Consider the following 14,321-nt stretch of genomic DNA (forward strand, 5'->3'; position numbering starts at 1 on the left):
ACGCCGAGTGGGTCAGATCGTTCAAGGCCCTGCCCGGCGACCGCCACGGCGAGGACCAGCTCGGCTTCACGGCTTTCGGGATCCAGACACAGGGTCCCTACGGGCCTTTGGCCCTCCGTTCGCGCCTGACCTTCGGTCAGGCGGCGGACCCGCTCCGCGTGTCCGCACCCGGGCTTCGCCCGGGTGGGCCCGGCGCTTCGCGCCTTGGCCGGCACCACTCCGCTTCGCTCCATGGCGCCGGTGGGCTGATGCCCGTTCACATGGTTGAACTGGGATTTTGGCTGAACTCACGACGGGCTGACTGGGGGAGGGTGGCCCCGAGGGGGGCGTGTGCGGGTCGGCTTCGCTTCTCTCAGGTTGGTCTAGACCGTGGTCCAGGCCAATATTTCGGCCCCGGGTGAGGTTGGGGTGCGCTACCCTCGGAGGGTGAGCAACGGTGACCAGTGTATCAGTTGGCCTCTGTCAGGAAACCTTGCCGGATGCGGGGTCCGCCCTCGACAGTTCCGGGGTTTCCCGGTTTTTCTCCGGGCTGACTGATAGGCTACCGCAATCCGCCCGCACATTGATTTTGATTCCCGTCCTTTCTGGCCTCTCGGCCCGGCCGGTGAATGTATCAGAAACGCACTGTCAGCAGTTCTTGTCAGATCCCGGGTCCGGCCTGGGGGCATTCGAGGGAGAACATTTCTGTGAGCGTGGAGACTTTCCTGGCGGAGGATCAGGGGCCCGAGGAGATCACGCTTCGCCACCACCAGGTGGAGGCGCTGGAGGCGATCGTGCGGGGCCTGACGCTGCGTCCGGGGCAGAGTGCGCCGGCGGGGCTGCGGGTGACCGCGCAGATGGCCACGGGCTCGGGCAAGTCGTTCGTGGGGGCGGCGGCCGGGCAGCGGCTGGCGCCCCGCGGCGTGGTCCTGGTCGTGGTGCCCACGCTGGACCTGCTGGTGCAGATGATCCGGGAGTGGCGCCGGGGTGGGCGGGCCGGGGAGATGCACGCGGTGTGCTCGCTGGCCGTGGGCGAGCTGCCGTTCGGCGTCCATGCGAGCACCGGCGGGCGGCAGATCGGGTGGTGGATCGAGCAGGCCGCCCGCAGGCGCCGGCCGCTGACCCTGTTCGCCACCTACGCCTCGGTGGGGGCCGTCGAGGACGCCTACGAGTACTACGCCGAGCGCGGCCAGGCGCTGCCGCCGCTGGACCTGATGGTCTGCGACGAGGCGCACCGCTCCTCCGGCCACGCGGAGAAGACCTGGACGGTCGTCCACGACAACGACCGCATCCCGGCGCTGCGGCGGCTCTACATGACAGCGACGCCGCGGATCTGGGCGCCGCCGAAGGCCCGCGCGCGGCAGCGTGAGGGGGCGCACCAGCCGCTTCCGGAGGAGTTGGCGGTGTCGATGGACGATCAGCAGGTCTACGGGCGTCAGGTGGTGTCCCTGGGGCTGGCGGAGGCGATCGACCGCAAGCTGTTGGCGCCGTTCGAGGTGGTGGTGCTGGAGCTGCGGGACCCGGGCGCGGACCGGGCGGCGGCGGAGCGGCAGCCGGTGCCGTGGGGGCCGGGGGTGGGTGAGGCCGAGGACGGCGAGGACGACCAGGTGCCGGCCGAGCGGATCGCGGCCATCCAGGCCGGGCTGGCCAAGACGATCGTGGAGCGGAGGCTGAGGCGGGTCATCACGTTCCACAACCGGACGATCGAGGCCAGGTATTTCTCGGAGACGCTGAACCAGGCCGTTGACCGGCTGCACGCCGAGAACCCGGCGAAGTACCCGGAGGAGTTCTGGGCGCAGTGGCTTTCCGGTGAGCACGAGGTGGATTTCCGCAAGGAGACCATCCGGGACTTCGGAACCGCCGAGGAGGACGAGGGACTGGAACATGCCGTCCTGTCGAACTGCAAGGTGCTCGGCGAAGGCGTCGATATTCCGAATGCGGACGCGGTGCTTCTCCAGGGCCGGGGCAGCATGGTGGATATCGTCCAAGCCATCGGCCGGGCCCTGCGCATGAAGCCGGACGAGGGGAAGACAGCCAGCCTGATCGTGCCGGTTTTCCTCAAGCCCGGCGAGGAGCCCGGGGACATTCTGGAGTCGGATTCCTATTCGCCGCTCGTCAAGATCCTCAGTGCGATCCGGTCGCACGACGCGCGGGTGGTCGAGTCCCTGGCCGTGCCGCAGAAGTCCGGCAAGCGGACCACCGGGCGCAGCGCTGAGGCGCAGGTGGCGCCGGGTGTGAGTGAGGGTTCGCCGTCGTTCTCGCTGCCGGTGCGGTTCCAGACGCCGGTCGGCTCGGACGTGCTGGCGCTGTTCATCTCGACTCGCGTGCTGACGGGTGAGAATCAGCTCTGGCGCGAGGGGCTCGGGCACGCACGACGGTGGTACGAGGAGACCGGCGGACTGGATGTTCCGTGGTCCACGCGGGTCGGTGAGAACGAGAATTTCCGGCTCGGAGAATGGCTGGCACAGCGCCGGGTGGAATTCGCGAATGGTGAATTGGCGCGCCACCGGGTCGACATGCTGGAGCAACTCGGCATGATCTGGTCCGTCTCCGACGCACGCTTCGACGCCGGGCTGGACTGGGCGCGGGTCTGGGCGGCGGAGCACGGCGGCTCGTTGGCGGCGCCGGCGCGGGCGGCGGTCGGCGGGTACGCGATCGGGGCCTGGCTCGCCGGCCTTCGGGCGGCGGCCGAGGTGCCCGAGGGCGAGCCGGGGGCGCTGGATGCGGAGCGGCGGGCGGCGCTGGAGGAGATCGACCCGTGGTGGTGCCCGCAGTGGCCGATCGTCTGGCAGCGCTCCTACGCGGTGGCCCGGCAGTGGTGGCTGGAGTCGGACGGCCGGGTCGACTGGGCGCAGCTGCCGGTGGAGACAGAGTTCGAGGGCGAGGCGCTCGGCCGGTGGGTGCGGGCGCAGCGGGCCGGGTGGGCCGAGCTCGACCAGGAGCAGCAGGACCTGCTGGCGGCGCTCGGCATCGAGGAGGACCAGGAGCTCGCCGCCGCGCGGGCGGCAGCCGCGGCGAAGCCGAAGGTCTCGCGCGCCGACCGGTTCGGCGCCGGCCTGGCGGCGCTGGCGGCCTTCGTCGAACGCGAGGGGCACGTCCGGGTGCCGCGCACCCACAAGGAGAACGGGGTGTCCCTCGGGTCCTGGCTGAACAACCAGCGCGCCCGCCGGGACAAGCTCACCGCAGAGCAGCTCGGGCAGCTGGAGGCCCTCGGGGTTGGCTGGTAGGGGTCGGCACTGCCGGAGTCGACGGGTCGGGGCTGCCGGGCCCCGAGAAATGCTAGGAGGCCGTCACCTGCGGGTGACGGCCTCCTAGGGTTCTGGTGGTGGGGCTTGAGCGGGTCGGGCTTGTGCTTCTCGGCTACCGCCAGGTCCCTGTTGTTGGGCGCTCTGGCATGGTGCTGGGATAGTTCAGCTGTCCAGCTGCGGCGTTGGCCAGCCCTTGGGTCCACCTGTCGATAAAGACGTCGAGGTCGGTGATGTCCACCGCCTCGAAGGGCCATGCCACTTGACGCACGTCCATACCTGACCCCAGCGCGGCGCGGGCTTCCGGACCCGGGATGAGGGCGTACGGCTCGATCGCCGGCATCATCTGGATCACGATTGGGTTCGTCATGAACGCCGTCTCGTACCAGTGGTACTCGCCCTCGGTCTGGGCGTCGCAGTACCAGAGCGAGTGGTTGCGACCCTGGTAGCCCCGATAGTTGGCGTCGCACTCAAGGGAGATCGTGGCGTAGGCAATGACGTCGAACCTCGGTGTCGTGCCCTGTCTCCATATTCCGAGATCGGCCTCGTATGCGGCGGACATCTTGAGCCGACCGCGGTTCAGTGTCACTGCCCACCCGCCTTGGGCGCCGTTGTCGAGCCGGGCTGACGGAGCAGCCTCCATGACCGCGTCCAAGACCGTCTGGGAGATCCGGGTCAGCTTGTTCTTCGCTGCCCGGAACTGGTCTTTGCGCTGTTCGAGCTCGCTCTGGTGTTGCGACTGTCGCCGGGCGGCTTCGGCCCTGCGAGCAGCCTCGTCACGGTGGGCCGCCGCCAGTGCGGCCAGTCCGCCGGTACGCGGAACCTGCTGGATCTTCTCCAGTCGGACTACCAGGTTGCCGGGGTTCGGCCGGTCATTCGGTGACTTGTTGAGGCACTCCTCGACCAAGGCGTCCAAGGCGGCCGGGACGCCGGGCCTCGCGGGCGGGTCTTCGTGCAGGTGCTGGTGCTGGAAGTCTGAGTCGTACGGGCCAGTGAATGGCCAGGTGCCCAAGATCAGTTCGTGGGCGATGACACCGAGGGAGTAGATGTCGGAGGCGATGGTCGCCCGCTGCATCCGCCAGCGTTCGGGGGCCATGTAGGGCGTGGTCCCGCCGAATTTCCAGGTGTGGGGGGCCGTCTCGGCATCGGCGACCCGGGCCATCCCAAAGTCTGCGAGGCACCAAATGCCATCGAGAAGCAGGATGTTGGCGGGCTTGAGGTCCCGGTGCACGACGTCACCGTCCAGGTCAGCCAAGGCCGCAGCGACGTCGCGCAGGACCTGGACGACCTCGTCGAGTGGGAGCGTGCCGCCGGATTCGGCCAGGTGCTGCTTCAGCGACTTGTCCGCCTGCGGCATGACGATCGCCCACTGGTCCTCGTGCTCGCCTTGGTCAATGACTGGGACGACGTTGCGGGCTCCCGCCTTCGGGAACTGGAGCTCTCGCTCGTGGCCTGGTTCCTTGTCGATAAGCTTCACCACAGCCTGCTGGCCGTCCTCGGAGCGGGCCTCGAAGACCTTCCCAAACCCGCCCTCCCCAATCTGTGCGCCGAGTTCCCATCGCTGGCCCAGAACCACTTGTTGCGCCACGCCCCGCCTCGCCTGATACGTCGCTCAGTGGACGCGTGCGCGTCCGACGACCCATCATGCCGCAGCGCCCCGACACTGGCCCCACCCTCGCGGTCGGCCACCGGCCGATCCGTGCCCGGAAGGGGCCGTGGTGTCGGTGGGCAGGAGCACAATGTTGCGCAGGTAACCCTTTCGGCCCATTGGGAGCAGAATGGACAGACGCCTTATCCAGACCGCGGTTGTCGGATTCCCGGACTCCGATGAACCGGCGATCTGCCCCGAAGACCCGCAGGAGCTGGACCTCTTCCGGCTGGAGAACACGGGCACCACCTGGTGGTGCGGCCTGAACCTCCCGGGCGGCTGCGGCCGCCAGCTGATGACCCGCCGCTGCGATGACAAGATCTGCCACTTCGCGCACTACCCCTCTGCCGGCGACGAGCACGGCGTCCAGTGCGGGCGCCTGGCCCGTGGCAAGGACAGCGCGGACCACCTCTTCATGAAGGCCGACCTCGCGGCCTGGCTGAAGGCGCAGGACATGGCCGTCACCTTCGGCTTCCCCGAGCCCCGGGGCTCCGCTGTCGTCTCCGACCTCGCCGACGGCCGCCGCCTCTTGGTCCACCTCGACCGGACCCAGCCCGTGAACTGGGACGATGCCCAGGTCACCGAGTTCCTCCTCGGCACCGGCGTGCTGATCCCCCCAGACCGCCTCGCCGCCCGCGGCTACGTCCACCGCATCCGTTACGAGAGCGAGCGGGACGGCCGCCGACCGCTGATCATCGGCACCCAGAGGCCCGACCGGACCGACTGGTCCGACCTGCGCGCCCTCATCCTCACCGCGCAGGGCTTCGCCCCGGCTACCCGCTCCGAGACGTCCCCGGCCGAGCAGACCGCCACCGGCGGCCCCGCGTCGCCGGAGCGCGCGGGTGAGCGGCGGTCGATCGTCACGGTGGCCCGCTCCGACACCGCGGCGGCTACCGCCGCCCGCAACCACGAGGCGGTCCAGGCCGCCGTCCGGGACCTCAACTGGGCCGGTCCGGAGCGGCTCCGCGACGCCCTGGCCACGATCGAGGAATTGCTCACCCAGGACCAGAGTCTGGAAGACGACCGGAACCTGGGCGAGGCCCTGGCCGCCGGCCGACGGCGGCTCACCCTGCAGACCCGCCGCCGCACCGAGGTGATGAACCAGCTGCGCCGGACCGAGCCCGGCACGCTTTCCCGGGAGCTCCTGAAGGAGGCCCAGCAGCTGACCTCGGATCCCGGCGCCTCGGAAGAGGACCGCACGCTGGTGGCCGAACTGAGCGATCAGTACCGTGCCGAAGCTGAGCAGCGCCTCGCGGACGCGCGGCGGCAGCGGATCCTGGCCGAGCAGCAGGAGAAGGAAGCGCTCCAGCAGCAGCGGGCCGAGCTCCGCCGGCGCCAGGAGCAGGCCCTGGCCGAGCTGGAGGCCGCCCAGCTGAGGACGAGGGGCGCCGCCCCGGCCGTGCCTCGGCGGCGCGAGACACCGAAGGTGGCCGCCGAGTACGCCGAGCTCGCCAAGCCCTTGCTCGGGGCGCTGAAGAAGGCGGCCCGGGAAGGGGAGACCCGCACCTGGGAGTCCATTGCCGACCGGACCGGTACCAAGCGCCTGCGGCAGCTCGGCCACCCGGCGAGGGTCGAGGTCCTCGTGATCGCTGAGAGCGGGCCCCCCGCCGACCGGCCACTGTGGTCGGTCGTCCTGGCCTCTGCTGGCGGCCAGGAGGCACTCGCGATCCACCGTGCCGTCTGCGAACGGCTGCAGCGCCCCCTGCCCGACGCCGACGAAGCCCTCCGCACGCGCCTCGACGAGGAGCGGATCATCCTCCAGCACGGCTGGTAGGGCTCACGATGTCCGGGGTTCCCCAAAGCGGGAGACCCCGGACATCGGCCACCGCACGTAGACCCGGCCCCGCACCGGGCAGTTGGAGGCCTTGGGCGTCGGTTGGTAGGCGGGGTGGTGTCGTGACGGTGCCTGCGGCGCAGCGTCGGTCCGCCCGGACGCGCCGCGTCAGGCCGGGGCGGAGGGGACAAGCCGGACGGAGGCGGCCAGGCGGGGGCGAGCCGAGGCCGGCGGGGGCGAGCCGAGGCCGGCCGGGCAGTGGCACTAGAGCGGCACTCCGAGGCGCGCCCACTGCGCGTGAACCTCGGCAAGCGCCGTCCGGCGGCCCTTGCGGCGCCGGCCCAGCATCAGATCGGCTGCCGCCTCGCGCACCGCCGGGCCGTCGAGTTCCAGCACCACGAGCAGCGACTCGAGGTCCGCCGCCATCTCGGCCGGCGTCCGGACCGTCGGGTGGCCCAGATCCTCCCCGAGCGGCAGCAGCGTCGACCGCAGCGCGGCGGCGACGTCGCGTAGGGCTTTGAGGGCCCAGGCGGGCAAGGGGTAGAGGACGGCCTGGGTGGCGGTGTCCGGCGGGGTGTCGAGGAGGCCTGCGGCCAGGCCGAGGACCTCGGCGAGATAGGGAGCGGGGCGGATCCAGGCGAGGGTGCCGGGCAGGACCCCCGGCAGGTCCAGCACCAGCGGGCCCCTACGGACCGGCGCCGTGGTCGCGGCGGTGCGCCGCCTGCGGCGCCAGGGCTCGCCGCCGGGCGGGAGGAAGACGCGGCCCGGCCGGGTACGCAGGTCCTCGTGCTCGGCGGCGGCCAGGTGGCGCGACGAGTGGTACACCCTCACCGGCACCCCCGCTCCCCTGCCCGACGGCGAGACCCTCGCCGAGTACCACCGGCGCGTCGTCGCCGCCGTCGAGACCGGCGGCGAGGCCGGCGCGCCCTCCGCGACGGCCCCGGACCGGTAGCCGCTTCCCCTACTCGTCCCGACCCGGTGGTCTCCGCCCCGCGAGCAGGGCGGAGACCACCGTTGCTCCTCGGGACCCGGTTCCCGCAGGTTGTCGAGGGTTGACCGGCCGCCAGGATGGTGTATAGCCCACTGCTTTCGCCGTACCCGCACCGTTGGACTTTGCCCCCGGAGAGGACTTGACCGGCACGCTGGCTCCCCTACCGTCCAGCACCACGGACCCTCGGCCCTGCCCGGGCACCGCGTACCGGCAACCCGTCGTACGCGGCTGCGTCCGTTCACCGCTCACGACTCGGAGGGGAACCATCATGACCACGCGCTCTTCACGGCGGCGACACCCTGCGCCGCGCGCCGGCAGGACGAACCAGCACTCCCAGACGGCGCGGCCAGAGCGGCCGGCCTGGCGCGATCCCGGCCGGATGCTCGGCTCAATGCTGTCGAACGCCGGCTCCGCGATGTTCGTCGCCGCGCTCGTGTTCTTGCTGCAGCACGTCGAGGTGACCTGGCGCTGACGCCGGGGCCGGTCCGTCGCCTGCTCTGGGGTTCGGGCGCGGACCGGCCCGTCCAGTGTCCGCGGTGACGATCGGCGACCGCCAGCTGCATCTGCGGAACCTAGACACCTACGCCTACGAGGTGGCCAGCCTTCACCGGGAAGACGACGACGAGGACGACCAGGGCGACGTGCCCGAAGAGCTGGACGCCACGCTGGAGTGGGCCCGCGCCTGGGTGTGCGTGCTCCAGCAGTCCCTGCCCTGGCCGTTCCGCGACATCCTGCTCTACAGGGAGCTGGACACCCGCCCCGCCCACCGCATCCTCTACTGCTGCGCCGCCGCGCCCCCAAGGCGGCTGCGCCGTGGTTCACCACGCTGGTCTACCTCAACCCGAACGACAACGTCGGCGCCCGCTTCGTCGCCCCCGACGGTCCCCAGAACCCCACCGCTGGTGGCTACCTGACCGGGATCTTCCAGTCATGTCCCCGTGGACGTCGGACCGGGGTAGACGATCCAGTTGGTCAGGCGCAGGGCGTCGAGGGCTGCGCTCGGGGGGATGCCGGTCTGTTCCGCGGCGTGCCGGCGGGCCTGGTCAAGGTGGCGGAAGACCAGGTTGTTCTCAGGTGCGCGGATGGGGTTCGGGGCGATCACGGTGGGGTTGGCCATCCAGGTGGTGGGGTCGACGCTGGCCTCCTCCAGACACCTGGCGGTGTCCGTGCTGCAGGCGGGTCCGTGGCCGGTCTCGGTGATGCGGGCGAACGCGGCCGTGTGCGGGTTCTCCGGCGTCGGCTGATGCGTGAAGCAGTACAGGACACCGCGCGGCCTGGTCCGGTCCGGGTGGACGGCGCTTGGTGTGCCACCAGCGCGGATGCGGTCGGCGGCCAGCGAACGTAGCGCGTTGCCGAGCCAAGCCCGTGCCTGGTCGGTGAAGACGGGCCGGTAGGGGCTCTCGTCGTCGCCCCGGATCTGGCGCAGCAGGCGGGTGAAGGTGCGTGGTTGGCGGGGGCAACCGGGGAAGAGGCGGTCGTCGATGCCGACAAGTGCAGCGGCGATCCGGGCTTTGTCGAGGATGAGATCCATGATGTGCAGGACGAGATCGATGCCGTGGTCGGGCAGGACAGTCCAGCAGGTGACGGTGAGGTGGGAGGAGCCGAGACGTTGGAGGCGGCCGGCTCGCTGGCCCATGCGCTCGGGGTTCCAGGTGAGGTCGTAGTTGATGCAGTAGGCGGCTTCCTGGAGGTTGATGCCCTCGGAGAGTACGTCAGTACACAGCAGCAGGTCGTAGTCGTCGCGGGGTGCGGGTCGGCCGGCTCGGGTGGGTCCGAGGGCCGCAGTGCGGGGGCAGAAGCGGCTGAGGATCTTGGCGAGGCCTTGTCGGGAGAGTGGTTTGTCCGCTCCGACGACCGCGGTGCGGCCACGGTAGGCGGCCAGTTTGGGGTCGGTGTCGATTCTCGGGATGAGCCAGTGGGCGAGGTCGTTGATAGTGACGCGGGAGCTGGAGAACACCACGACCTTGGGGCTGTGGGGGTCGGCCGCGCTCTCGTGGAGACAGCGCAAGATGCTGTCGCGTTTGGGGTCGGTGGGGATGAGGTCGCGGGCCGTGCGGGCGATCCGGCCCAGCAACGCGGCATCGGCTTGCAGGTCGGTGCGCAGCGCGGTGGTGTCGAGGTCCCCGGCTGACACGTGGACCAGGTCGTGGCCTTGGGCGGTGATGAGAGTGAGGAGGCTGTCGGGGTCGGTGGTCTCGTCGGGTTCGGTCAGGCCGGCACGGATCTCGGCGGTCAGCCGCTTGCCGGGGATTTGGACGCCGCCGTGTTCTAGGTCGGCGAGTGTGCGTCGGCAGCGCCGTTCCATCACGCCTGTGGTGGAGGCGAGAGCCGCGAGGGAGGATTCGAAGCGTTTGAGGACCATGGCGCGGATCAGGCCGGCGATGGAGGTCTCCATCCGCCAGGTGGGGACAAGGAGATAGCGGTCCAGGTTGTAGGCGGCCATCGAGAGGGGTCTGGATGCCGGGGTGGGGGTTGGGCCGCGCAGGCGGCGCAGGGCGCGGCGGTCGCTGCGGTCGAGGTGGGAGTCGCCGATCAGGGCGTCGACCAGGAGGGTCAGCAGGCCCTGTTGCGCTCCGGTGAGGTGGTAGCGCACGGCGTGGGTGTACAGGACGGGGCGGGTAATGCCGTGCAGGGTGTCGTGGTAGGCGTGTTCGATGAAGTGCCAGTCACGGCGGACGAGGCGGTGGTCGAGTTCGCGGTGGAGGTGGTGGAGTTCGAGGGGGGTGAGGTCGAGCAGGTTGCGCAGGGCGGCGCTGAGCGGTCGGCTGGCAGGCGGCAGGCGGCGGGTGCGGGCCGGGGAGAAGGTACGGGTCGGCTTCCAGCCGGGTTCGAGGTCGGCGTCGGCGAGGACGAGCAGTTCCCACAGGTCGCCGGTGTCGTTGTTGACCGGGGTCGCGGTCAGCAGGATGAGCCACGGGCGGGTCTTGGCGGCGGCGAGCAGGGAGCGCAGTGCCTCGTTGCGTTTGCGTCGGGGGTTGCGCAAGGCGTGGGCCTCGTCGCAGACGATCAGGCCGTAGTCGCGCCAGGCGGCCGTGCCGGCCTGGATGGCGTCGTAGGTGCTGGTCAGCTGGTTGTAGGTCACGACGTCGGGGTTGAGTCCCCAGCGCCCGAGGTGGTCAAGCCAGGTCTCCTTGACCGCGGCCGGGGTGACGACGAGGACGGGGCCGCGGGGCAGGAAGGGGTCCTGGGCGCGGTTGGCCGCAGCGTGGCTGATGCACTCGCCGGCGATGTAGGTCTTGCCCAGCCCGACGGTGTCGGCGAGCAGCGCTCCGCCGTGCCGACGGCAGATCGTCAGGAGCTGGGCAAGGCCGTCACGCTGGTAGGGCTCCAGGTGCAGCGGGCTGGGTGGTGCATTGACTTGCTCGCCGTACCGGTGCAAGAGCATCTGGAGGTAGACCAGTTCGATCGGGTGGGCGGCGAACAGGGGGGTGATCGCCGCCGCTAGGTCGTAGGGCTGGGCTCGGTCCCAGAGGCGGTCGGCGACGGTCGCGGCTTGGAGGGAGGTTCCCTGGGGCAGCTTCGCGTTGATCTCGATGCTGCGGCGCAGGCCCGGGGCGGTCCAGTTCGAGGAGCCGATGACCGCGCTGACGATGTCGCCGTGGCGGACGACGAGTTTGGCGTGGAGGAAGTCGGCCTCGTAGCGGCGACACTCCACGCGTGGGTCGGACAGGAGGTCGGCGAGGTCGCCCAGGCACAGGGCGCGCTCGCCGGTGAGGTTGGCGCCGTTCACGCTGGCGTGCAGGAGAAGGTCCTGGCGGCGTAGTTCGGGCGTGGGTTGCGGGTAGGGCAGCGGGTCGTCCGGCCAGATGATCTCGGCTTGTTCGCGCTGTTCGGTGCCGATCAGCAGCCGGACGCCTACCCCGCGGGCGACCAGACGGCGCAGCGGGCCGACGACGGTGAGCAGGCCGGAGAGGCTGACGAAGCTGGTGACGACGGTCAGCCGGCGGACACTGGCAGTGGACGAGGTGAGCCAGGTGGCCAGGTCGCTGGCCACGGTGCGGCCGGGAAGGTGGTTAACCAGCAGGTCGGGCAGTTCGTCCGGTGATCGCCGGGGGGTGTCCACTGCGGGTCACCGTGCCGTGGCGGCCAGGAAGCGGCTGAGGAACGCGGCGATCTGCTGCGCACGGCTCTTGATCATGGTCTCGGCGGGTTGGGCGGGGTCGATGCGGGAGGGCACCGGGATGAACTGGGTGGCCAGGACGTCGTCGCCGCAGCCGAGGTCGTCCAGTGCCGCCCGGTTCCATCCGCCGTGGCGGTGCAGGACGGCGGCGGTGTCCGCGCCGGCGAGGATGTAGGTGGCGAAGTGGTCCCGGTGCTGGGGCCAGAGCGGGGCCAGGTGCATCTCGGTCGCGGGGAAGACCCGGTCGGGGTGGGCCAGGTCTCGTACCCGGCCCTCGGTTCCGGCGGCCTGCGCCATCGCGTACAGCAGGCCAGAGGAGCCGAAGTGGCGGCGGTCCCGGCGGTGCAGCCGCTCGGTCGGCCACGCGGTGACGGGCGGGTGCCGCAGCAGGTCGGACAGCGAATTCTGGGCCTGGGCGTAGGTGTCGGCTTCGTTCAGGGCGGCGATGGCGCTGCGCGCGTGGTTGTCGTTCATGACAAACAGGTCCTGGGCCTGGGCTTGGGCCAGCCATCGACTGGCGAAGTCGTCCTGTGCGGCGTTGTTGAACTGGACGAACAGGTGGGCCAGGACCTGGAACGCCGAGGCCTGGACGACGAACTCGCGGGTGATGACGCCTCGTTCCCGCACGTACTCGGCCAGCAGCCGGGCCCCGTGGTCCGCGTCAGCCACCGCAGCGACGATGTCTTCCTCACGGGCCCGGTCGATGTGTCGACGCCTTGCCGTGGGGGGCAGGCCCCGCTGGATCAGCTCGTTCACGGCGGACAGGGTGAAGACGCCGGCGAGTCCCTGCTCGGCCATGTCCAGCATGAGCGCATCGATGCCGTCCACGATGTTCGGAGCCCGGAGCGAGAGCTGGCACAGGTCGATCTGTGCCCGGGGCAGCAGTGTGGTGAATCCGATGGCGTTGCGCCGGCGGAACGCCTCGAACGCGTCCCGCACATCGCCGTGGACCCACGCCAGGAGGATCGAGGCGTTCAGCAGCCGGTCGAGTAGCTGCACCACAGGCTGAAGGAAGTCCTGCGGGCCGTGGACGTCCTCCCTGGTCAGGACGCGCAGCAGGTTGCCTCCGTTGTGAGCGGCCAGCAGGACCCTCAGCGGGACCAGCGGCACCGCGCTGTCCTTCATCGGCACGAACTCCAGTCGATCGCCCGAGGAGAAGAACGCCAGGCCGATCTCCAGGCCGGGACCGCCGACGCGCTGCCACCTGGTCTCGTCCCACCACGGCGGCCGCTCGCCCAGCCCCGCCAGCAACGCGGTCAGCCGCTTCTGCCCGTCGATCACCAGGAACTCGGCCTGCCGCACGTTCTCGTACCTGCCGCGGGCCGGGCGGTCCTTCGGGTCCGGCCGCCACAGGAACAGCGGCCCGATCTCGACCACCGGCTCGTGAGCCAGTGACTCGAACAACGAGGCCACCAGCGTCGCGTCCCGGACCATGAAAAGCCGCTGGAAGCCGGCGATATCGATCGCCCCGGCACGCGCGCGATTGATCAGTTCCTCGAAGGTGACGGTTGTATTGCCTTCCACGACAACCCCAGGGCCGAGAATCGCCCCTGCCCTACACGCTAGCCCCCCGCTTTCCGCGCTGGCCAGCCCTGCCGTTCTTGAACGGAGCGCTGCACCCGGGCCCGGCCCTGCAACAGCAGCGCGTCATAGTCCATGCCACCCAGCATTCCAGCCGGTGCTCGATCCGTAGCCGGGTGACGCGGCTACCGCCGCACGCTCCGGCTCAGGAATATGGCACGTTCGGAATGACGCTGATCCCGCCCCTGACACCGGGTCGGCACCGCCGGTACCGGAGCGCAGGCCGGCAGGACGGAGAAGGAACCGGTGCGGCGGCACCGTGGTCGCTGGCACCGGGCGGCAGCTCGCGGCGTCAGGGCGTGTCGCCCGCCCAGTCCCAGCGGGCCGGGTCAGCGGGGCGGGGTTCGTAGTGGGCGCGGCCGCCGGCGCCGTAGCGGCCGATCTCGGTGGCCAGCGCGGCGCCGTCGGCGAGCTGGTCGGTGTCCCAGCCGGTGACGTCCAGGAGCAGGCCGTCGAGCGGGCCGCCGACGAGCTCGCGGTACACGTGCCCCGGTCGCGGGCCGGGGTCGGGGTCGTCGTGGTCGGCGCCGTAGACCCGGCCCCGCAGCAGTGCCTCGTCGTCCATGCCATGCAGCCTCCCAGCCGGCACCGACACCGACACCGCGCGGGCGAATCCGGGAGGTGCCGGGGTCACCAGCAGGCCAGTTCGACCCGGGCGTCCCAGCCCTCGTCGTCCTGGTCGTGGTCGGCGGCACCGGGGCTGGTCTCCGGCGTTCGGGTCTCGTCGCGGAGGAGTTCGGTGATCCAGTCGGCGAGGTCGGTGGCGGCGGCCTGGCTGTCGTTGCCGGTGTTCACCAGCTCGCCGGGCCGTCGGGGTCGGTGGGTTGTGGGGTCTGGCGGATGGTGTCGGGGTGGTGAAGGTACCAGCCCCAGTCGTCGAAGCCGGCACCCCAGCGGACCAGGGCGACCCAGGCGGTGGAGCCCTGGTGCAGGCGCCAGCTCTCGATCCGGCCGGGCCGCCACCGGCCGCCGAGGCGGATCTC

General features: G+C 70.9%; 11 protein-coding genes. 4 read left to right on the forward strand and 7 right to left on the reverse strand.

Annotation, left to right across the window (positions count from 1 at the left end; all coding sequences use genetic code 11):
* Positions 1 to 686 precede the first annotated feature (686 nt).
* The gene (locus ACFVVA_RS41390) at positions 687 to 3,206 is read left to right on the forward strand and encodes a Helicase associated domain protein (protein ID WP_387695870.1); all 2,520 of its coding nucleotides are present in this window, start codon (positions 687 to 689) and stop codon (positions 3,204 to 3,206) included.
* Between the two features lie 133 nt (positions 3,207 to 3,339).
* Here ACFVVA_RS41390 and ACFVVA_RS41395 read toward each other — a convergent pair whose 3' ends face one another.
* Positions 3,340 to 4,812 (reverse strand): serine/threonine-protein kinase, encoded by a 1,473-nt coding sequence (locus ACFVVA_RS41395; protein WP_387695871.1) that lies wholly within the window; start codon positions 4,810 to 4,812, stop codon positions 3,340 to 3,342.
* Between the two features lie 190 nt (positions 4,813 to 5,002).
* On the opposite strand from ACFVVA_RS41395, the gene ACFVVA_RS41400 reads away from it, so the two are divergent.
* On the forward strand, positions 5,003 to 6,646 hold the full coding sequence (locus tag ACFVVA_RS41400) for a hypothetical protein (protein ID WP_387695873.1): 1,644 nt from the start codon (positions 5,003 to 5,005) through the stop codon (positions 6,644 to 6,646).
* Between the two features lie 264 nt (positions 6,647 to 6,910).
* Here ACFVVA_RS41400 and ACFVVA_RS41405 read toward each other — a convergent pair whose 3' ends face one another.
* On the reverse strand, positions 6,911 to 7,483 hold the full coding sequence (locus ACFVVA_RS41405) for a hypothetical protein (RefSeq protein WP_387695874.1): 573 nt from the start codon (positions 7,481 to 7,483) through the stop codon (positions 6,911 to 6,913).
* A gap of 422 nt (positions 7,484 to 7,905) precedes the next feature.
* Here ACFVVA_RS41405 and ACFVVA_RS41410 point away from each other — a divergent pair, with 422 nt between their 5' ends.
* Positions 7,906 to 8,109, forward strand: a complete 204-nt coding sequence (locus tag ACFVVA_RS41410; RefSeq protein WP_387695875.1) for a hypothetical protein — start codon at positions 7,906 to 7,908, stop codon at positions 8,107 to 8,109.
* A 64-nt stretch (positions 8,110 to 8,173) separates the two neighbouring features.
* Entirely contained in the window at positions 8,174 to 8,551 is a 378-nt protein-coding gene (locus tag ACFVVA_RS41415) for a hypothetical protein (RefSeq protein ID WP_387695876.1), read from the forward strand.
* A gap of 14 nt (positions 8,552 to 8,565) precedes the next feature.
* Here ACFVVA_RS41415 and ACFVVA_RS41420 read toward each other — a convergent pair whose 3' ends face one another.
* From ACFVVA_RS41420 to ACFVVA_RS41440, 5 genes are all read right to left on the reverse strand, one after another.
* Positions 8,566 to 11,700, reverse strand: a complete 3,135-nt coding sequence (locus ACFVVA_RS41420) for an SNF2-related protein (protein ID WP_387695877.1) — start codon at positions 11,698 to 11,700, stop codon at positions 8,566 to 8,568.
* A 6-nt stretch (positions 11,701 to 11,706) separates the two neighbouring features.
* Positions 11,707 to 13,281 carry a hypothetical protein gene (locus ACFVVA_RS41425; RefSeq protein ID WP_387695878.1) on the reverse strand — a complete coding sequence of 525 codons (1,575 nt, stop codon included), beginning with the start codon at positions 13,279 to 13,281 and terminating at the stop codon, positions 11,707 to 11,709.
* A gap of 349 nt (positions 13,282 to 13,630) precedes the next feature.
* Positions 13,631 to 13,903, reverse strand: coding sequence for a hypothetical protein (locus ACFVVA_RS41430; protein WP_359913165.1), 273 nt, complete (start codon positions 13,901 to 13,903; stop codon positions 13,631 to 13,633).
* A gap of 65 nt (positions 13,904 to 13,968) precedes the next feature.
* Positions 13,969 to 14,133 carry a hypothetical protein gene (locus tag ACFVVA_RS41435; protein ID WP_387695880.1) on the reverse strand — a complete coding sequence of 55 codons (165 nt, stop codon included), beginning with the start codon at positions 14,131 to 14,133 and terminating at the stop codon, positions 13,969 to 13,971.
* Positions 14,130 to 14,321: hypothetical protein (locus ACFVVA_RS41440; protein WP_387695881.1), on the reverse strand; the 192-nt coding region annotated here is incomplete at its 5' end. The genes ACFVVA_RS41440 and ACFVVA_RS41435, both read right to left, overlap by 4 nt.

Origin of the sequence: Kitasatospora sp. NPDC058048 (assembly GCF_042885555.1) — a bacterium.
GTDB classification, from domain to species: Bacteria; Actinomycetota; Actinomycetes; order Streptomycetales; family Streptomycetaceae; genus Kitasatospora; species Kitasatospora lactacystinica.

Coding starts and splice junctions, on each gene's coding strand:
- ACFVVA_RS41430 (WP_359913165.1), bottom strand. CDS start 13,903: ATGGACGACGAGGCACTGCTGCGGGGCCGGGTCTACGGCGCCGACCAC.
- ACFVVA_RS41410 (WP_387695875.1), top strand. CDS start 7,906: ATGACCACGCGCTCTTCACGGCGGCGACACCCTGCGCCGCGCGCCGGC.
- ACFVVA_RS41400 (WP_387695873.1), top strand. CDS start 5,003: ATGGACAGACGCCTTATCCAGACCGCGGTTGTCGGATTCCCGGACTCC.